This window comes from Prosthecobacter gellanilyticus (genome assembly GCF_007992435.1).
GTDB classification, from domain to species: domain Bacteria; phylum Verrucomicrobiota; class Verrucomicrobiia; order Verrucomicrobiales; family Verrucomicrobiaceae; genus Prosthecobacter; species Prosthecobacter gellanilyticus.
This window is the reverse complement of the sequence record NZ_BKAG01000013.1, coordinates 82,023-98,334: the sequence shown is the minus strand read 5'-3', so window position 1 is coordinate 98,334 and position 16,312 is coordinate 82,023. Positions and strand designations below refer to the sequence as shown.

The following is a 16,312-nucleotide window of genomic DNA, read 5'->3' as shown; positions in this document are numbered from 1 at the left end:
GGCGCTATCCGAATAACTCGCGATCAAGGTCGCTTGAATGCTTTGCGCGCCTTCTCTGCCTTGGCTCGGATGATGCAGCCCTCGGCATGGTCGTTGATGAGGCCCATGGCCTGCATGAAGGCATACACGGTGGTTGGGCCGACGAACTTCCATCCGCGCTTCTTCAGATCTTTGGAGAGAGCGATTGATTCGGCCGAGGTGGAGGCTGATTGCGGCTCCGCTTGTTTCTTGTCATCAGGCTCGTGGCTCCAGATGTAGGCAGCGAGTGAGCCTTCCTGCTTTACGAGCTCCTGGGCGCGGCGAGCATTGTTGATGACAGCTTCAATCTTGCCCCGATGACGGATGATGCCCGCATCCTGCAACAGGCGTGCGACATCCTTTTCTGTGAAGCTGGCCACGCGGTCAAAGTCGAAGAGGTGAAAAGCAGTGCGGAAATTTTCGCGCTTGGTCAGGATGGTGCGCCAGCTCAGCCCGGACTGAAAGCCTTCCAAACTGAGTTTTTCAAACAGCCGATGATCGTCTGCGACAGGGAAACCCCACTCCTTGTCATGATAGGCAGGGAACTCCGGGGCGGAACTGCACCAGTGGCAACGCTCTTTGCCGTCATCGGCGATGTAGGTCTTGCTCATGAGGATCGGGAAGAGGATGAGAGTTGCTCGATCACCTTTGGTTAGGCTGCTCGCCCTGCCGAGAGATCTTGGGCTTCCAGCAAAGCCGATGGCAGGGCGATCGTGGTGATCACGGGCTGACCGATGCTGAGGACCTCGGCCTTCCACCAGAGAACTTGACGCTGCTTGCGGTCGCTGATGTCCGGCCATGGGATGAACAGGCGAGGATGGCCGATTTTGAAGAGCGGCATGACCTCGATGAAGAAGCCATCAGTATCAAGGTGTGCAGTCAAAGTGCTACGGTAGCTCACGCCTCCGACCATGCCGGTCAGACCGCTGTGGCGTGTGCCGGCGACGGGACGGCTGCCACTGGCGTAGCGTGGTGTCAGAGCCTGCCATCCGCCCATGTGGCTGAGCAGCCACACGACGAAGCACCAGATGGTGGGGAAGACGATGAGAAAGCCGCCCACGATGGCGAACGGCAGCCAGTAGGGGGCAGATTCGGCAGGGGGCGGGTTCATAGGATGAGTCTGCGCTTGCCAGTCTGTCTTAGCAGAATGGTGCAATCAATCTCATTCACGCGCATCGCAGGTGACCTCGAAATCGTAGGAGCGTCATGTCGGAGCGCGATTGTTTTGCCTTTTGACCGTCCGCGCTCTCTATTCACCGGGCCTCTATCACCCGCTCCCCCTACTCTCATGAACACTCTCGATGCCATCCAATCCCGCCGCGCCATCAAGCACTATGATCCCGCTCATCGCATGAGCGAAGCGGAGATCCGCCAGCTCCTCGAAACAGCCATGCTGGCGCCCACGGCCTTTAACATTCAGAACTGGCGCTTTGTAGCCGTGACGGATCCGGAGGTGCGCAAAGAGATCCGTGCCGTGGCCTGGGATCAGGCGCAGGTCACCGAGGCCTCGCTGCTGATCGTGCTGTGTGCGGACACGAAGTCATGGAGCAAAGATGCTGGCCGCTATTGGAAGAATGCGCCGCAGCCTGTGCAGGACTTCCTGGTGCCTGCCATCGGTCAATACTATGCGGGCCGCGAGCAGGTGCAGCGAGATGAGGCCATGCGCTCCTGCGGCATGGCGGGCATGACCATCATGCTGGCTGCGAAGGCCATGGGCTATGATTCCTGCCCGATGGATGGTTTTGATTTTGATGCCGTGGCCAAGGTCATCAACCTGCCGGAAGATCATGTGATCTCGTTCATGATCTCTGTCGGCAAGGGCACCCAGCCTGCCTGGCCGAAAGGTGGTCAGCTGGCCTATGAGGAAGTGGTGATCCAGAATCGCTTTTGAGAAGATGATGTGAAGCGCTCCCAACGACCATGAAAATCGCCATTGGCTCTGATCACGCAGGCTTTCGCTACAAGCAGGCCATCATCCAGCATCTGCGGGAGGGTGGTCATGAGGTGAAAGACTTTGGCACGCACTCGGATGAGGCGGTGGACTATCCGAAGTTCATCCGGCCTGTGGCTGAAGCCGTGGCAGCAGGCACCTATGAGCGCGGCATTGTTTTAGGCGGCTCCGGCAATGGCGAGGCCATCACGGCGAATCGTGTGAAAGGCGTGCGCTGCGGCCTGTGCTGGAATCTGGAGTCGGCGCGGCTAACCCGTCTGCACAATGACGCGAATGTGCTCTCGCTCGGCGAACGAATGATGGATCAAGAGACGGCGCTGAAGATCGTCGATGTGTTTTTGACGACCGCTTTTGAAGGTGGCCGTCATCTGGCCCGCATCCATCAAATCGATGAGTGAGGCTTCCATCAACGAGCCACTGCTGCGCGAGACCGAGACGTTCCTTCACGAGCAGATCCCGCTGACGCTCGCGATGGGAGTGATGGTGGAGAGCTGGGATGGGCAGCAGCTTGTGCTGCAGGCACCGCTCGCGCCTAACCATAACCATCTCGGCACGGCCTTTGGCGGCAGTCTGAGTGCGCTGGCCACTCTCACAGGCTACTGCTTGCTATGGTTGATGTTGGGCGACCGTCAGGCACACATCGTGGTGCGTGAGAGCAGCATTCGTTATCGCAGTCCTGTGCGTGGTGCGCTGAGGGCGACAGGGCATCGGCCTGCGGATCAAGACATGGAGGCGTTTCAGCTCAAGTTCACGGAGACGGGGCGTGCGAGCCTGACACTCAAGGCGGTGATTGAAGAGGCTGGAAAGGTCTGCGTGGAGTTTGAAGGCAGCTTTGTCGCGATGCGCGAAGGATGATCCGACCGATGAAACTGTTTTACCAACCTTGCGAATGAACTCACCGCATCAGTCTCGATGGATGGCCGCGATTCCGTGGTTGTTCGTGCTGCTGTGGAGCAGTGGCTTCATCGGGTCCAAGCTGGGCGTGCCGTATGCGGAGCCCTTCACCTTCCTGACGATGCGCTACTGCATCGTGCTTGCGATCCTGGTGCCGATCTCGCTGATCTCACGCGCTCCGTGGCCCGCAGGGAAGGGGCAGATGATGCACGTGGCCTTTGCAGGCCTGCTCATTCACGCCCTGTATCTGAGCGGCTGCGTGTGGGCGCTGAAGCTTGGTCTTCCCGCGGGTGTCGTGAGCCTGATCGTGTCCATGCAGCCTCTCTTCACGGCGGCTTTTGCGGGCGTGGCACTTGGTGAAAGAGTGCTGCCCCGGCAATGGATGGGTTTGGCGCTCGGCTTCATCGGCACCATCATGGTGGTGGCGCATAAGATGGGCAGTGGTGTGACTTTCATCATGACTGTTCCAGCCATTGCAGCGCTGGTGGGCATCACAGCGGGCACGATGTGGCAGAAGCGGCATTGCCCGGCCTTTGATCTGCGCACGAGCACGGTGGTGCAGTATGCGGCGAGCCTCATCATCACTGCCATTCTGGCCGTGACCACGGAGACCATGCAGGTGCAGTGGAGCGGGCAGTTTGTCTTTGCGCTGCTATGGGTGGCGCTGGTGCTGTCCATCGGTGCCATCACTCTTCTAAACTACCTGATCAAAAGCGGCACGGCGGTGAATGTGGCCAGCCTTTTCTACACCGTGCCCGCGGTCACTGCGATCATGGCCTGGGGTATCTTCGGTGAGACGCTGACCGGCCTGGCCCTTGTGGGCATGGTGGTGGCGGTGCTCGGTGTGTGGCTGGCGCGGGGCAGGTGAGGGCACTCTGCACCTTGACCCCTGGGCTCGCAGAGCGCACAGAGATGAAGTTCAACCATGCCTGCCCCTGCCAGCCTGCCCATCTTTGAGATCCGTGACGCCGTCCTGGCGCAGCTTCGTGACCCAGCCACGCCGAACCTGCTGCTCAAGGCGCCGACGGGCTCCGGCAAGTCCACGCAGGTGCCGCAGTTCGTGCTGGACTCCGGCATCTTAAAGGAAGGCCAGCGCTGCATCGTGCTGCAGCCCCGGCGCATCGCTGCGCGCATGCTGGCGCAGCGTGTGGCGAAGGAGCGCGATGGCCGTGTGGGTGGCGAGGTGGGCTATCAAGTGCGCTTTGACAATGTGACCTCACGTGACACACGGCTGGCCTATGTGACCGAGGGCGTGATGCTGCGCCAGCTCATGGAGGACCCAGACCTCTCGCGCGTGGGCTGCGTGGTCATTGATGAATTTCATGAACGTCATCTCGATGGTGATCTTGTGCTGGCCTGGGCTCTAGCTTTGCAGCGCGAGCGGCGGCCCGATCTGCGCATCATCGTGATGTCCGCGACTCTGGTGCCGGGACCGCTGACGGAGTTCATGCAGCCGGTGAAGCTGCTGGAGAGCGAAGGCCGGACCTTCCCCGTGCAGGTGCGCTATCAGGCGCCTAACAGAGATTTGCGTTTGAACCAAACCGAGGCCGTGTGGGATCAAGCCGCGAGAGCTTGTGAATCCCTCGCCACTGAACTTGGCAGCAGTGGAGACATCCTCGTCTTCATGCCCGGCGCTTATGAGATCCGCAAGACGATGACAGCGCTGCAAGGCCGAAGCTTTGCCAAGGGCCGGCGCATCGTGTCCCTGCATGGCGAGATGACGCCGCAGGATCAGGACTCGGCCGTGACTCCTGGCGAGCAGCCGAAGATCATCGTCAGCACGAATGTGGCGGAGACCTCGCTCACCATCGAAGGCATTCGCGCGGTGGTAGATGGTGGTCTCGCACGTGTGGCTAGCTATGACCCGCGCCGTGGTCTGAACACGCTGATCGTGCAGAAGATCAGCCGCGCCAGTGCCGAGCAGCGGGCAGGTCGTGCGGGCCGTCTTGGGCCAGGTATCGCCATTCGGTTGTGGGGCGAGCGCGAGCATCTGCACCGTGCGGAGAGCGAGCTTCCGGAGATTCAGCGTCTTGAACTCGGCGAGGCCCTGCTGGCGCTGCATGTCGCGCAGGACAAGGCCAAGCTGAAGATCGAGTGGTTCGAGAAACCCGCGGAAGCTGCGCTCACCAAAGCGGAGACGCTGTTGCATGATCTGGGTGCCATTCATGACCACCGTCTGACTCAGACAGGCATGAAGATGTCTGCCTTCCCCACGCATCCGCGTTTTGCGCGCATGCTGCTCGCCGCCGCTGACTATGGCTGTGTGCGTGAGGCCGCGATGTGCGCGGCCTTGGCGCAGGGACGCGAGATCCTGATGGTGGGCAAGAACAACTCCCACTTCAAGAACGAGGACTTCTGGGAGCCCAATGACGTCAGTGAGTTCCAGGCACTGCTGCGTGCCTTCATTCGTGCTTCGGCGCTGAACTTCGATCCGCAGGCCTGCATCCCGCTGAATGTGCATGCCGTGAGTGCCCGTGAGGCAGGACGCAGTTACGACCAGTTCCTGCGCATCGCCCAGCGTGCAGGGCTTCCGATCAATGATGAAGTGGCATCGCCCGAGTCTTTGGCGAAAACTTTGTTAGCCGCTTTCAGTGATCATCTCGGTGTCGAGACCAGCAGTGGCAGCCGCATTTATCGTCTGCCAGGCGGTTACAGCGGGCACATTGGCAAGGATGCGCACATCAAACCACCGCGCTTGCTTGTCGCCTCTGAGATCATGGAGGTGCAGGGCAAAGCACTGACCGTGCAGCTCAACCTTGTGACCAAGGTGGAAGAGGAATGGCTGCGCGAGATGTTTCCTGAAGACTTTACCAGCGGCAAGCGCGCGCAGTATGACAGCATCAACCGCCGTGTCGTGAATCTGGAGGAGATCCGCTTCCGCAGCCTCGTGCTCAGCAGCAAGGAACGCGGCGAGCCTGATTCATCCACCGCGGCCTCTCTGCTGGCTGAAGAAGTGAGCGCCGGCCGTCTGCTGCTGCCGCTTTGGAACGAGCGCGTGGAGCAGTGGATCACGCGCGTGAACTGCCTGTCCAAATGGATGCCCGAGATGGAAATCCCACCGATCACCGAGGATGATCGCCGATTGATCATCGAGCAAGTTTGCGAAGGCAGCGTGACCTATCGCCAGCTCAAGGACAAGGATGTCTTCCCGGCGCTGCATCAATGGCTTAGTCACTCACAGCGTGAACTGCTTGATCGTTATGCTCCTGAGCGTCTGCCGCTGAAGAATGGCAAGACCGCGCGCATCGAGTATGACGAGAAGCAGGCCCCGAGCGTGAGCGTGGTGCTGCAGCAGCTCTATGATGTGAACGAGAACCCCAAGGTGGCCGCAGGCCGCATCACCGTGGTCGTACACCTGCTTTCACCAGCGCAGCGTCCGATTCAGACCACGGGTGATCTCGGTCGCTTCTGGAAGGAAAGCTATCCTGCGGTGAAGGCGCAGCTTCGTGGACGGTATCCGAGGCATGAGTGGAGGTAACGGTTTCAAGGTTGTTGCTGAGTCAGCATCAACATCTACGATCAAATGAAGACCCTCCTCAAATGCTTGATCCCGTTGATTCTAGCTCTCGCAGGTTGTCGTGAATCGCGATGGCTCAGGGAGTTTGAGCTGAATGAAAAGAGCTTTGATTCGGAAGCGATGCAGATGGTTCAGGATCAGGCAAAGCTTTCTATACCGGCTGGCGCGCGGGGTCTGAACTTTCGATACAGTCCGCCAATTGATCCATCATTCATCGCGAGGATTGAAATCCCCAGAAGTGAAAGCGCGGCTTTTATCACGCAGATTGAGGCCATGCCGAATGAGGCGATCAATATTTCCGGAGGTCTGGTAGAGAAAGTAAAGTGGTGGCCTCCACCTGGAACCCCAACCCTGGTGGATCGCCAGCACAATCAGTCCGACGGAAGCTACCTTAGGCTTGTCGTGAGAGAAGAGGGCGGCCAGACCATCTTGTACGTTAGGCACGCTGTTTTTTAGACGGCGCGTTCTCGAATTTTGAAGACCCGGTTTTAGAATAGTTAATGATGCAAAAAAGAGGCGATGCTCTTGCATCGCCCCTCTGAAAAGAACCAGTCGGCCTAACTAATTACTGCATCCGATAGTACCCGTCGGGATTGTACATCCAGTAGGCATCCAGCGGATTCAGGCGGGGAAGCAGGGCCATGGGCTTGCCGCGTTCATCATGATCCGGCACCACGCCGGAGACGGCATTGGCATCGCCATCCGAGGCAAGGCGCTGCTGGCCGTTCTGCTGCTGGGCCTGCTGAGTGTCAGGATGACGTAGAAGAGCAGTCTCCTCGATGTCTTCCACGATCACGTCCACCCAGCCGAGCTTCTGCGCGTCATCTGCAAACTCGTTCCAGTCACCGGTGGAGGCTTCCTTGTACATGCGGGCGATGAACTCATCACGCGTGATGCCCATCTTCGCAGCCACAGGGTCAGCGAGACGCTTCCACCACTCTTCGAGCTCCTTCACGTTCTCACGATGCTGCGTGAGATTGCCCATCACACCCACGCTGAGCTGATGATGCAGGATGATCGCATTCGGATAGGCAAAGGACTTCTTCGACAGCGTGGTGATGCACGCCGCCATGCTGGCGGCGAAGGACTTCACCACGGTGTAGACGGGAGCCCTGGAGCCATGCATAGCCTTCAGGATCTTGTAGCCAGCCATCACACTGCCGCCGGGGCTGTCATCGATCACGATGAAGATAGGCGCTTGGTCATCACGGTTGTTGAAGTAGGCGATGCGGTCCGCAATGCTATCTGCGGTCTTAGAGGTGATCACTCCATTGAGTCCGATCGTGCGGTCAGAAAGCACCAGCTTCTTGCCCTGGAGGGGATCCAGAGGGTAGCTCGGAGCCTTGCCCACCGCGTAGCTGCGGGACTCGGCTTCCTTCTGCTGAAGCTCCATCTGCAGGCTGAGCGCGGAGGTCTTGCGACGCACCCCGTTCTCTTCCATGCGTGACTTGAAGCCGTCGATGTCCGTCTCGTTCTTCGCGATGGAGTAGTCGATCATCAGCTTCTCATTCTGACGACGCAGCTCCATCAGCGCAGGATCATCCTTGGCGCGACGTTCCGTCTCCGCGAGATCAAGCTTCGACTTGATCTCCTCCATCTTGATCTGTTGCTCCGCCAAAGCACGGCGGCGAGGCGCCAGTTGCTCGTCCTGCTTCGTCTGTTCGAGGGCAAGCTGGGCGGCGATCTTCTCTCGCTCGGCGTTCAGTTTGGCCGTCTCGGTCTTGATGGCCTCAAGCGGGTCCGGTTTGGCCGGCGGTTGTTCTTTCTGCTGCTGTTGTTCAGCAGCTTTGGGGGCTTCAGGAGGGCTGTCGGCCGGGGAAGTAGTCGTTTCACCGGCAGCGAGAGCGAGGCGGCACAGCAGGACTGTGGATAGGGCTAGGGTTCGGCGCATGTGTGTAATGGAGGGGACCCGGGAGATGACCCACTGACAGCATATAATACACCAATCCGGAGCCGATCGTTCAAAAAACTTCGCCCCCATCTGTAGCGGTTGCCGCCGCTACAAAGACTTAGTCCCTGACCCTGAGCCGAAAATGGCCCGACCTAGCCGTCAGGCTCACTCCCGATACATGAAAACGAGTGCTTCTAGCTGCGGAAAGCGTGACACGCATCCCGCCCCAAACGCCCGATCAAGCCGCATCCAGACCAAAGGCCGTGTGCACGGCGCGTGCGGCTTTCTCGATGTCACCTTCGTTCACGATGACCGCCGTCTTGATCTCGCTGGTGGAGATCATGAGGATATTCACGCTGACGTCCGCCAGGGCCTTGAACATCTTCGCCGCCACACCGCTGTGGCTGCGCATGCCAATGCCCACCACGCTGAGCTTGGCGATGCCGCTCTCAGTGCGGAGCGTCACTTTGTCACCCAGGGAAGGGAGGATGGCATTTAGAGCAGCTTCAGCCTTCGGCAAATCGGCACCGCCGAGAGTAAAGGAGATGTCCGTTTCGCCATCAAAGCTCACGTTCTGGACGATCATGTCCACCATGATGTTCGCGCCGGCGATGGCACCAAAGATGGCCGAGGAGATGCCGGGACGGTCAGGCACGTCATCGATCGTGACTTTAGCCTGGTTGCGCTCAAGGCTGACGCCGCGGACGACGACAGATTCCATACCTGGGGTTTCTTCTTTCACAATGGTGCCGGGGTTGTTGTTCATGCTGTTGCGGACTTCAAAGCGGACGCCGAATTTCTTCGCGAATTCGACGCTCCGGCTCTGCATCACCTTGCTGCCGCTGGATGCCATCTCCAGCATCTCATCGTAGCTCAGGTCCTCGATCTTCGTGGCGCACTTCACCACGCGTGGATCGCAGGTGTACACGCCGTCCACGTCCGTGTAGATCTGGCAAAGGTCAGCCTTGATGGCCGCGGCCATGGCGATGGCGGTCAGGTCACTGCCACCACGGCCCAGCGTGGTGATCTCGCCACTGGCGGTCTCGCCCTGGAATCCGGCCAGCATCACAATGTTCCCCTCGTCCAGCATCTTGTGCACGGCATCCGGGGTGATGTTCACGATCCGCGCCTTCGTATGCACACGGTCCGTGGAGATGCCCGCCTGCGCTCCAGTCAGGGAGACAGCCTTGCCACCCAGGGCATTGATAGCCATCGCCGTGAGGGCGATCGTCGTCTGCTCGCCCGTGGAGAGGAGCACATCCATCTCACGCTCGATGGGGTCGCGCTCCAGGGACACTTCCTTCGCCAGCTTGATCAGGCTGTCGGTCACACCCGACATAGCGGAAACCACGGCCACGACCTGATTTCCGGCACGCTGGGTTTCCAGGATGCGGCGGGCGCAATTGCGGATGCGCTCGGGATTGCCGACGGACGTGCCGCCATATTTCTGGACGATGAGAGCCATGCTGGTTGGGGGGAAAGGGCCGCGAAAGTGGCACGCGTGCCCTTTCCTGCAACGGGAAGTTTGCACACATGTGCCCCCCTGGGCCCAGGAGGCACTTGACACACGTTAACTGAGGGGCTTCCGGGTTCCGATCTTAGCGTGCCGAGACGGACTTCTCCGCGCTGCCCTTCAGCAGCTTTTCCAGGTTCTCGTCCGGGGTCACCCCCTTCTTCAGAGCCTCGTCATACTCAGCGCGGGCCTTGTCCCACTGCGGCGGGTCCCAGGTGGCATACAGCACCGCCAGGTTAAAGTGCGCCTCACCATAGCTCGGGTCGATCGCCAGCGCCGTCTTGAACTCACGCTCCGCGCGCTCGATGAAGTTCAGCTTTGTGGAAATGATGCCCAGGTAGTGGCGGCCGCGCGCATTCTTCGGGTTGATCGTCAGGCTCTTCTCAAAGGAGCCCATCGCATCATTCCAGCGGTCCTGTTTAAAGTAGGTCACGCCCAGGTGAAAGGCCGCCGTCTCATTCTCAGGCTCATAGACCAGGCACTTCTTCAGCGCCGTCTCAGCTTCCGCATACTTCTGCTCGCGCTCACGGGCATAACCCAGGCCCACCAGCGCCGTCGTGTTCTTCGGATCTGCGCGCAGCGCATCTTCATACAGCGCCGCAGCGTCCGGGAAACGCTTCGCGGAGAAGGCCTCATTGGCCTTGTCCAGCAGCGCCTGCGCAGGGTTCTTCGTCGCTTCAGGATTCTCATTCGCATCGCCGGGCTTGGACACGCGGGCGATCATCGTGCCCTGGATGCCACCGCTGCCCAGCAGTTCACGCACGGCCGGGTCGGTGAAAAGCTTTTCTTCATCCGGTGTCAGTGTCAGGCGGTTCTGCGTCAGATCCTCCACCTGGTTCAGCATCTTGTTAGACACGCCTTCCATCTTTTTCAGATCGGAGATCACCAAGTCCTTCGCCTGTTGCTGGCGGTACTGGCTGCGCAGTTGGCGCATGATGATCTCACGCAGTAGTGTGTTTTCCTTCGCCAGTTCCGGCGTCATGCCCGTGGGATCGCTGTCCTGGATCTTCTTCAGTTGCAGCGTCAGGTCTGCCACCTGGGTTTGATAGCCCGCGCTCTGCTGGCGCAGCGTTGCCATCTCGCTCTGCAGCGTGGTCAGCTGGCCGCGCAGCTTCACCACTTCCTCATCCTTGCGCATCGAGTCCGCCTTCAGCGTCACGATCTGCTTCTGCGCCTCATCAAAGTCCTTCTTCAGGTGCTCATAATCCGCCACGATCTTCTTCACATCGTTTGGCAGGATCGCCGTCTTCTTCTTCCGCAGGTCTTCCACCTCCGTCTTGTAGCCCAGCACCTGCGCGCTCAGCGCATCGCGCTCCTTGGTGGCGCTGTCAGCCTTCTTTTCAGCCTCGACCAGCGCCATGGACTTCGCGTCGCGCTCTTTCACGGCTGCATCACGTTCCGCCAGGATCTTGTTCCTCTCTTCTTCCACCGCGACGATGCGCTGGGAGGCCTCCGCCAGCTTCTGCGAGGCTTCCTTCGCAGCACTTTCAGCGGCAGAGAGGCGCTGCGCCGCCTTTTTGTATTCCACTTCGATGGCGATCTTCTCCTTCGTCAAAGCGTCGAGCTGCTGCTCGGAGGCGCGACCCGCGGCCACTTCCATCTTCATCACCGCGATCGCCTCATCCTTGGACGTCATCTGGCCTTCCAGCTTTTGCTGCTTGTCGCGGGAGGTCGTGATCTCACCGGACGCCCACTGATACCACTGCTGCCACTTCTGCAGGTCCACCTGCTGCGTGCTGTTCTGGCTTTCCAAAGCCGTCATGCGCTGGCGATACGCTGCCTCCCATTGGGACAGCACCTCGGCCAAGCTCGGCATGGAACCATTCGCTGCCGGAGCCATCGCTACACCACCGCCCAAAGCTGGCGCCGGGGCAGGGGAGGGGACTGCTGGAGCCGCTACCGGGGCACCACCGCTCGGCATGCCAAAAAGAGTCGTCGGAGCCGCGGCCGCTGGAGCCGCGCCTGCGGGTGCCGCATTCGGTGCCGGAGCCGCCTGCGGCTGCGCCAGCCGAGCCTTCACCCGGGAAATAGCCTGCTCCGTCAGCGCACGGCGATTACCCATCATCCCAGGCTGCCACTGCGGGTGCGTCACAGCCAGATCATCAAAGCTCTGCTTCATCTGCTGATACAGTGACAGCGCACCCTGGAGATTGCCCTCCTGCTCCATCTTTTCAGCGTCATTCTTCAGCACATAGCCTTGGAAAAACAGGTCCGCCGCCTCGTCCGTGCCGGAGAATTGTGCACGCGAATCATTCGCGGGCACCAGCAAAGCGAGAGCCAGAAACAGGGGGGGGCAAAACTTCATGGGGAGGCGGAATTTAACGGGAAGCTTAGTTTTTGTAAATAGTGCTGTCATAAATCTCAGGTCCCTCGCGAACAAAAGATGCCGTCAAGGCCCCGCTCCAAGCCAGTCCCGAGGCCGCACCCAGCCCCTGCCAGCCCGTCAAATCGCCGGGGCCACACTCCGACCACCCACCTCCAGATTCGCTCAAGTTCCCCTCGCCCTTTTTGACCTGGATCTGGTCGGATTAGGCTGGATCGCCTCCAAGTGGCAACTTTCTCCGCAAGCTGGCCCCACCTCTCGCCCTCCAGCTCCAGCCAAATGTCGGATCTGGTCGGATTAACTCGGATTCGCCCCCAGCCCCCGCCGCGAAGCACGTCAGCAAAGTAGCCATCACACTCCGTGTGATGAGCCCCACGCCCACGCCACCTCCATCCACCTCTCCCATCCCAAGCAGGTCGGATCCAGTCGGATTGACTCGGATCGCCCCTTCTTCTGAAACCATCGTAAACAACCGTCAACCACTGTAAACGACCGTAAACGGCTCCCGCCGTCCCGCCTTCCGCAGGCCAATACTCCCCCACTATGCAGTCCGTAGCCTCAGCGAAGGTCTGTCCAATTCTCCTGTAAAAAAGCGCACTCATAGCCCCTCAATCTCCACCACACCCATCCCCACCCTCAAGTGACCCAAGTGGACCCTTTGGACACCGCAAACCCAGCCAACCACAGGCCATCGCAGCCGCGATTCCCCTCCAGCCATGAGCATCCAAGTCTACGGTTGCAACCACGTCGCCATTGAGGTCGGCGATATCGAAAAGGCCGTGTCCTTCTACGAAGACGTCTTCGGCCTCAAGAAGCTCGATGAGGGCGAAGGCGATGCCTTCTTCAAGCTCGGCGAGCACCAGTTCCTCGCCATGTTCGAGCGCGAAGGCATGCAGCCCGACACCTCCGACCGCCACTTTGGCATCATGGTGCGCGACGAGTCCCAGCTCGCCGAAGTCCGCGACAAGCTCACCAGTAAATACGGCCTCAAACTCATCCAAGGGTTCCGCTGCGACTTCCGCGACCCCTGGGGCAACCGCATCCAAGTCGTCGACCTCTACGACGAGTCCCTCATCTGGCTCCTCCCCTACCGCGAAGTCCAGCACGCCGGCATCCAGTGGAATCAAGAGAAGCCGCCATCGAGCAAATAGTGGACACACCTTGCCTGACGAATTTTGTGTGTGGCAACAGCTGAGGTATCATCTTGGCTTATTACTCTTTCACAATGTCTACGAATCCACCGACCGTGAAGAAGCCTCTGCCCTATGCAGAGGTTCGCCGGATCTTTCGCGAAGCACGGCAGCAGCAACTACAGACTCAGGGGCCGATCACGGCACAAGCCATTCAGGAGATCCAGCAGAGCAGGAAATACGCGCGCTAGTTCGCCCATTGCGGCCCATGCTGCAGGATGCTTATGCAAAGCATTGAAGCGAAGCGGAGCGTGGCGGTAGACTTATGATTGAAAATACACCTGGTTAGGCAGTCGCGAAGCGTCCCGGAGTGCGGTGGCAGAGATGCACGGGCCACCGTGCATCGTCGACACCGCTTTCGTTCGCGCCCAAAGCCCTCCACAAAACCCACCCACCCCAATCGATCTCCATCCGTGTCATCCACACACAATTCGGCGGTGACAAGCCGAGCCCGTCACCGCCGCAAAAACATCTCAATGTCGGAGTCTCTTACAACCTCCGCTCCTTCACCTCGTCCGTCACTGCCGTGATGAACTCAGCCACAGGCTGCACGCCTAGGTCACCCTTCTTGCTATGGCGCACGGCCACAGCACCGGCAGCGGCTTCTTTCTCACCGATGACGAGCATGTAAGGAACCTTGTCGAGCTGCGCCAGACGGATCTTCGCGCCGATCTTGTCCGCGTCGTTGTTCAGCGTCACGCGCAGCCCGGCAGCCTTGAGCTGGCCAAAGACGTCGTTGGCAAATTCATCCGCCTTCTCACTGATCGTGAGGATGCGGATCTGCTCAGGGGCCAGCCAGGTCGGGAAATGACCGGCGAAGTGCTCGATCAGCACACCCGTGAAGCGCTCCATGCTGCCGAAGGGCGCGCGGTGGATCATCACGGGGCGATGCTGCTTGTTGTCCGCACCGGTGTAGCTCAGGTCAAAGCGGATCGGGAGCTGGTAGTCCACCTGCACGGTGCCCAGCTGCCATTCGCGGCCGATGACGTCCTTGATGACGAAGTCGATCTTCGGTCCGTAGAAGGCGGCTTCACCTGGCTCCTCACTGAAGGGCACACCCAGAGTCGCAGCGGCCTCGCGGCACGCAGCTTCGGCGCGGTCCCACTGCTCGGGGCTGCCGGTGTACTTGCCGCTGTCTGGATCACGCAGACCCACACGCACGCGATAGTCGCTCATGCCCAGGGTGTTGAGCACAATCTTCACCAGGGAGAGACAGCCCAGCACTTCCGCGGCAACCTGATCTTCCGTGCAGAAAAGGTGCGCATCATCCTGCGTGAAACCACGCACGCGAGTGAGGCCATTCAGCTCACCGCTCTGCTCCCAGCGATACACCGTGCCGAACTCGGCCAGGCGCACCGGCAGGTCGCGATAGCTGCGCGGCTGGCTGCCAAAAATCTTGATGTGATGCGGGCAGTTCATCGGCTTCAGCAGGAAGCCGTCCAGCAGCTTCTCAGCATCCATGATGCGGTCCGGCCCAATCATCTGACGTCCCGTGCGCTCGTTCATCTGCGCGGCAAACTGAGCCGAGCACGCATCGATACGCGCCGTCATCTCAGCGCAGCCGCAGCCTTCCGTGGCGATCTGCTCCAGCTGGTTCGGCTCCATGATCGCCGGGAACTGCGCATCTTTGTAATAGGGGAAATGACCGCTGGTTTTGTACAGCGCCAGCTTGCCGATGTGTGGCGTGAAGACCTGGGAGTAGCCCTGCTTGCGCAGTTCCTGGCTGATGAAGTCCTGCAGCTCCTGGCGCAGGGTCGCACCATTCGGCGTCCAGAGAATCAGGCCCTGGCCCACATCCTCATCGATGTGAAAAAGCTTCAATTCTTTGCCGAGACGACGGTGGTCGCGCTTCTTCGCTTCTTCCAGACGAACAAAATAAGCTTCCAGCTCTTCCTTGGATTCAAAGGCCGTGCCATAAAGGCGCTGAAGCTGCGGCTTCGTCTCATCGCCCATGTAGAAGGAGGACGATACCGAGGTCAGCTTCACGTTTTTGCACTTGCCGCTGTAGCCCACGTGCGGGCCGGCGCAGAGGTCGATGAAGTCACCGTTCTGGAAGCAGGAGATCTGCTCGCCCTCAGGGATTTTGTCGATCAGATCCAGCTTGAACACGCTCGGGTTGCCCGGGCGCTCAGAGAGGCCGCCCAGACGACCGCTCTCGGCCATCGCCTTGGCGTCTTCGCGGGAAATGCCCTTCCATTCGAACTTCTGGTTCTCCTTGGAGATCTTCTTCATCTCCGCCTCGATCTTCTCAAAGTCATCCGGCGTGACCCGGTGCTTCATCTGGAAGTCATAGTAAAAGCCGTTCTCGATCGGCGGCCCGTAGGCAAACTGGGCGTCCGGCCAGATGCGCAGGATGGCGGTGGCCATGATATGGGCACAGGAGTGGCGCAGGCGCTCGATGTCAGTCATCTGGGCGCGTTGTTCGAGGGTCTTGCGTTCGGTGGACATGGAAAGGGAAAAGGGCGCGCATACTGGCGCGGGAAGTCCCGAGCGCAAGGCCCGGGCTGGTCTCAATGCTGCTAAGGTGCTCCGCTTGGCGAGCCGGAGGCTCGCGAGAGATTAGCCGGCGGTGAAGCGAGGAACGAGCGAGAACCGCCGGAAACACCCACCCAATCCCGCCTCACGTGACCCGCGCCCTGGAAGGGCGCGAGAAGCTCTGCCATCGCCCACAACCCTCACTCCGCCTTCATCTGCACCTTCACCCGCCCCTCCTCGGTCTTGGCTTCCGCAGGCTCACTCGACGGCGCTTGCAGCAGAGCCGTCAGATTCGAGGCCAAAACATAAATCAGCGCTGCTCCCACTGCTCCACCGATGGCAATCAGCCTCCGCTGCCCCGGATTGTCCTTCGAGATCATCGTGTAAATGCGCAGACAGATCAGCGCCCACAAGATTGTGAGCACCGGCGGCACATAAGGTAGATAGCCAACATAGTCTTCCATGACCGGATGCTAAAACGCATTCCCACCCATCGTCACTCACTTTTGCAGCGGCTCTACCAGATCTGGCAGAACAAAC

General features: G+C 59.9%; 15 protein-coding genes. 8 read left to right on the top strand and 7 right to left on the bottom strand.

Annotated elements, in window-relative coordinates; translation table 11 throughout:
- Positions 1 to 23 precede the first annotated feature (23 nt).
- Both BGE01nite_RS11165 and BGE01nite_RS11160 read right to left on the bottom strand, forming a co-directional pair.
- On the bottom strand, positions 24 to 629 hold the full coding sequence (locus tag BGE01nite_RS11165; protein ID WP_146850540.1) for a DNA-3-methyladenine glycosylase I: 606 nt from the start codon (positions 627 to 629) through the stop codon (positions 24 to 26).
- 41 nt (positions 630 to 670) lie between these two features.
- Positions 671 to 1,129 carry a hypothetical protein gene (locus BGE01nite_RS11160; protein WP_146850539.1) on the bottom strand — a complete coding sequence of 153 codons (459 nt, stop codon included), beginning with the start codon at positions 1,127 to 1,129 and terminating at the stop codon, positions 671 to 673.
- A 177-nt stretch (positions 1,130 to 1,306) separates the two neighbouring features.
- Here BGE01nite_RS11160 and BGE01nite_RS11155 point away from each other — a divergent pair, with 177 nt between their 5' ends.
- Genes BGE01nite_RS11155 through BGE01nite_RS11130 form a run of 6 tightly spaced genes read left to right on the top strand, consistent with a single transcriptional unit; the run spans position 1,307 to position 6,836 of the window.
- Positions 1,307 to 1,909: a nitroreductase family protein gene (locus BGE01nite_RS11155; protein ID WP_146850538.1), complete on the top strand. Its 603-nt coding sequence runs from the start codon at positions 1,307 to 1,309 to the stop codon at positions 1,907 to 1,909.
- Between the two features lie 29 nt (positions 1,910 to 1,938).
- Positions 1,939 to 2,367, top strand: coding sequence for a ribose 5-phosphate isomerase B (rpiB, locus tag BGE01nite_RS11150; protein WP_146850537.1), 429 nt, complete (start codon positions 1,939 to 1,941; stop codon positions 2,365 to 2,367).
- Positions 2,360 to 2,824: a YiiD C-terminal domain-containing protein gene (locus BGE01nite_RS11145; RefSeq protein WP_146850536.1), complete on the top strand. Its 465-nt coding sequence runs from the start codon at positions 2,360 to 2,362 to the stop codon at positions 2,822 to 2,824. Before rpiB ends, BGE01nite_RS11145 begins: the two co-directional genes overlap by 8 nt.
- Positions 2,825 to 2,858: 34 nt before the next feature.
- On the top strand, positions 2,859 to 3,731 hold the full coding sequence (locus BGE01nite_RS11140) for a DMT family transporter (RefSeq protein ID WP_146850535.1): 873 nt from the start codon (positions 2,859 to 2,861) through the stop codon (positions 3,729 to 3,731).
- 57 nt (positions 3,732 to 3,788) lie between these two features.
- The gene (hrpB, locus tag BGE01nite_RS11135) at positions 3,789 to 6,341 is read left to right on the top strand and encodes an ATP-dependent helicase HrpB (protein WP_146850534.1); all 2,553 of its coding nucleotides are present in this window, start codon (positions 3,789 to 3,791) and stop codon (positions 6,339 to 6,341) included.
- A gap of 45 nt (positions 6,342 to 6,386) precedes the next feature.
- Positions 6,387 to 6,836: a hypothetical protein gene (locus tag BGE01nite_RS11130; protein WP_146850533.1), complete on the top strand. Its 450-nt coding sequence runs from the start codon at positions 6,387 to 6,389 to the stop codon at positions 6,834 to 6,836.
- Positions 6,837 to 6,945: 109 nt separating this feature from the next.
- Here BGE01nite_RS11130 and BGE01nite_RS11125 read toward each other — a convergent pair whose 3' ends face one another.
- The 3 genes from BGE01nite_RS11125 to BGE01nite_RS11115 form a co-directional block, all read right to left on the bottom strand.
- On the bottom strand, positions 6,946 to 8,271 hold the full coding sequence (locus BGE01nite_RS11125) for an ATP-dependent Clp protease proteolytic subunit (RefSeq protein ID WP_170266728.1): 1,326 nt from the start codon (positions 8,269 to 8,271) through the stop codon (positions 6,946 to 6,948).
- 238 nt (positions 8,272 to 8,509) lie between these two features.
- Positions 8,510 to 9,736 carry an aspartate kinase gene (locus tag BGE01nite_RS11120; RefSeq protein ID WP_146850531.1) on the bottom strand — a complete coding sequence of 409 codons (1,227 nt, stop codon included), beginning with the start codon at positions 9,734 to 9,736 and terminating at the stop codon, positions 8,510 to 8,512.
- A gap of 133 nt (positions 9,737 to 9,869) precedes the next feature.
- Positions 9,870 to 12,089, bottom strand: coding sequence for a tetratricopeptide repeat protein (locus tag BGE01nite_RS11115; RefSeq protein WP_146850530.1), 2,220 nt, complete (start codon positions 12,087 to 12,089; stop codon positions 9,870 to 9,872).
- 734 nt (positions 12,090 to 12,823) lie between these two features.
- Between BGE01nite_RS11115 and BGE01nite_RS11110 the strand changes: the two genes are divergently transcribed.
- Together BGE01nite_RS11110 and BGE01nite_RS28960 are read left to right on the top strand one after the other, a co-directional pair.
- A complete protein-coding gene (locus BGE01nite_RS11110) occupies positions 12,824 to 13,258 on the top strand; it encodes a VOC family protein (protein WP_146850529.1) in 435 nt (144 codons plus the stop codon).
- 74 nt (positions 13,259 to 13,332) lie between these two features.
- The gene (locus BGE01nite_RS28960) at positions 13,333 to 13,488 is read left to right on the top strand and encodes a hypothetical protein (protein WP_170266727.1); all 156 of its coding nucleotides are present in this window, start codon (positions 13,333 to 13,335) and stop codon (positions 13,486 to 13,488) included.
- A 298-nt stretch (positions 13,489 to 13,786) separates the two neighbouring features.
- On the opposite strand, the gene thrS is transcribed toward BGE01nite_RS28960, so the two are convergent.
- Together thrS and BGE01nite_RS11100 are read right to left on the bottom strand one after the other, a co-directional pair.
- Positions 13,787 to 15,745, bottom strand: coding sequence for a threonine--tRNA ligase (thrS, locus tag BGE01nite_RS11105; protein WP_146850528.1), 1,959 nt, complete (start codon positions 15,743 to 15,745; stop codon positions 13,787 to 13,789).
- Between the two features lie 227 nt (positions 15,746 to 15,972).
- The gene (locus tag BGE01nite_RS11100) at positions 15,973 to 16,236 is read right to left on the bottom strand and encodes a hypothetical protein (RefSeq protein WP_146850527.1); all 264 of its coding nucleotides are present in this window, start codon (positions 16,234 to 16,236) and stop codon (positions 15,973 to 15,975) included.
- Positions 16,237 to 16,312 lie beyond the last annotated feature (76 nt).

What these genes read in the sequence shown, in the direction of transcription:
- rpiB (WP_146850537.1), top strand. Translation starts at nt 1,939, where the DNA reads ATGAAAATCGCCATTGGCTCTGATCACGCAGGCTTTCGCTACAAGCAG.
- BGE01nite_RS11155 (WP_146850538.1), top strand. Translation starts at nt 1,307, where the DNA reads ATGAACACTCTCGATGCCATCCAATCCCGCCGCGCCATCAAGCACTAT.
- BGE01nite_RS11125 (WP_170266728.1), bottom strand. Translation starts at nt 8,271, where the DNA reads ATGCGCCGAACCCTAGCCCTATCCACAGTCCTGCTGTGCCGCCTCGCT.
- BGE01nite_RS11100 (WP_146850527.1), bottom strand. Translation starts at nt 16,236, where the DNA reads ATGGAAGACTATGTTGGCTATCTACCTTATGTGCCGCCGGTGCTCACA.
- BGE01nite_RS11160 (WP_146850539.1), bottom strand. Translation starts at nt 1,129, where the DNA reads ATGAACCCGCCCCCTGCCGAATCTGCCCCCTACTGGCTGCCGTTCGCC.
- BGE01nite_RS28960 (WP_170266727.1), top strand. Translation starts at nt 13,333, where the DNA reads ATGTCTACGAATCCACCGACCGTGAAGAAGCCTCTGCCCTATGCAGAG.
- thrS (WP_146850528.1), bottom strand. Translation starts at nt 15,745, where the DNA reads ATGTCCACCGAACGCAAGACCCTCGAACAACGCGCCCAGATGACTGAC.
- hrpB (WP_146850534.1), top strand. Translation starts at nt 3,789, where the DNA reads ATGCCTGCCCCTGCCAGCCTGCCCATCTTTGAGATCCGTGACGCCGTC.
- BGE01nite_RS11140 (WP_146850535.1), top strand. Translation starts at nt 2,859, where the DNA reads ATGAACTCACCGCATCAGTCTCGATGGATGGCCGCGATTCCGTGGTTG.
- BGE01nite_RS11145 (WP_146850536.1), top strand. Translation starts at nt 2,360, where the DNA reads ATGAGTGAGGCTTCCATCAACGAGCCACTGCTGCGCGAGACCGAGACG.
- BGE01nite_RS11165 (WP_146850540.1), bottom strand. Translation starts at nt 629, where the DNA reads ATGAGCAAGACCTACATCGCCGATGACGGCAAAGAGCGTTGCCACTGG.
- BGE01nite_RS11110 (WP_146850529.1), top strand. Translation starts at nt 12,824, where the DNA reads ATGAGCATCCAAGTCTACGGTTGCAACCACGTCGCCATTGAGGTCGGC.
- BGE01nite_RS11120 (WP_146850531.1), bottom strand. Translation starts at nt 9,736, where the DNA reads ATGGCTCTCATCGTCCAGAAATATGGCGGCACGTCCGTCGGCAATCCC.
- BGE01nite_RS11130 (WP_146850533.1), top strand. Translation starts at nt 6,387, where the DNA reads ATGAAGACCCTCCTCAAATGCTTGATCCCGTTGATTCTAGCTCTCGCA.
- BGE01nite_RS11115 (WP_146850530.1), bottom strand. Translation starts at nt 12,089, where the DNA reads ATGAAGTTTTGCCCCCCCCTGTTTCTGGCTCTCGCTTTGCTGGTGCCC.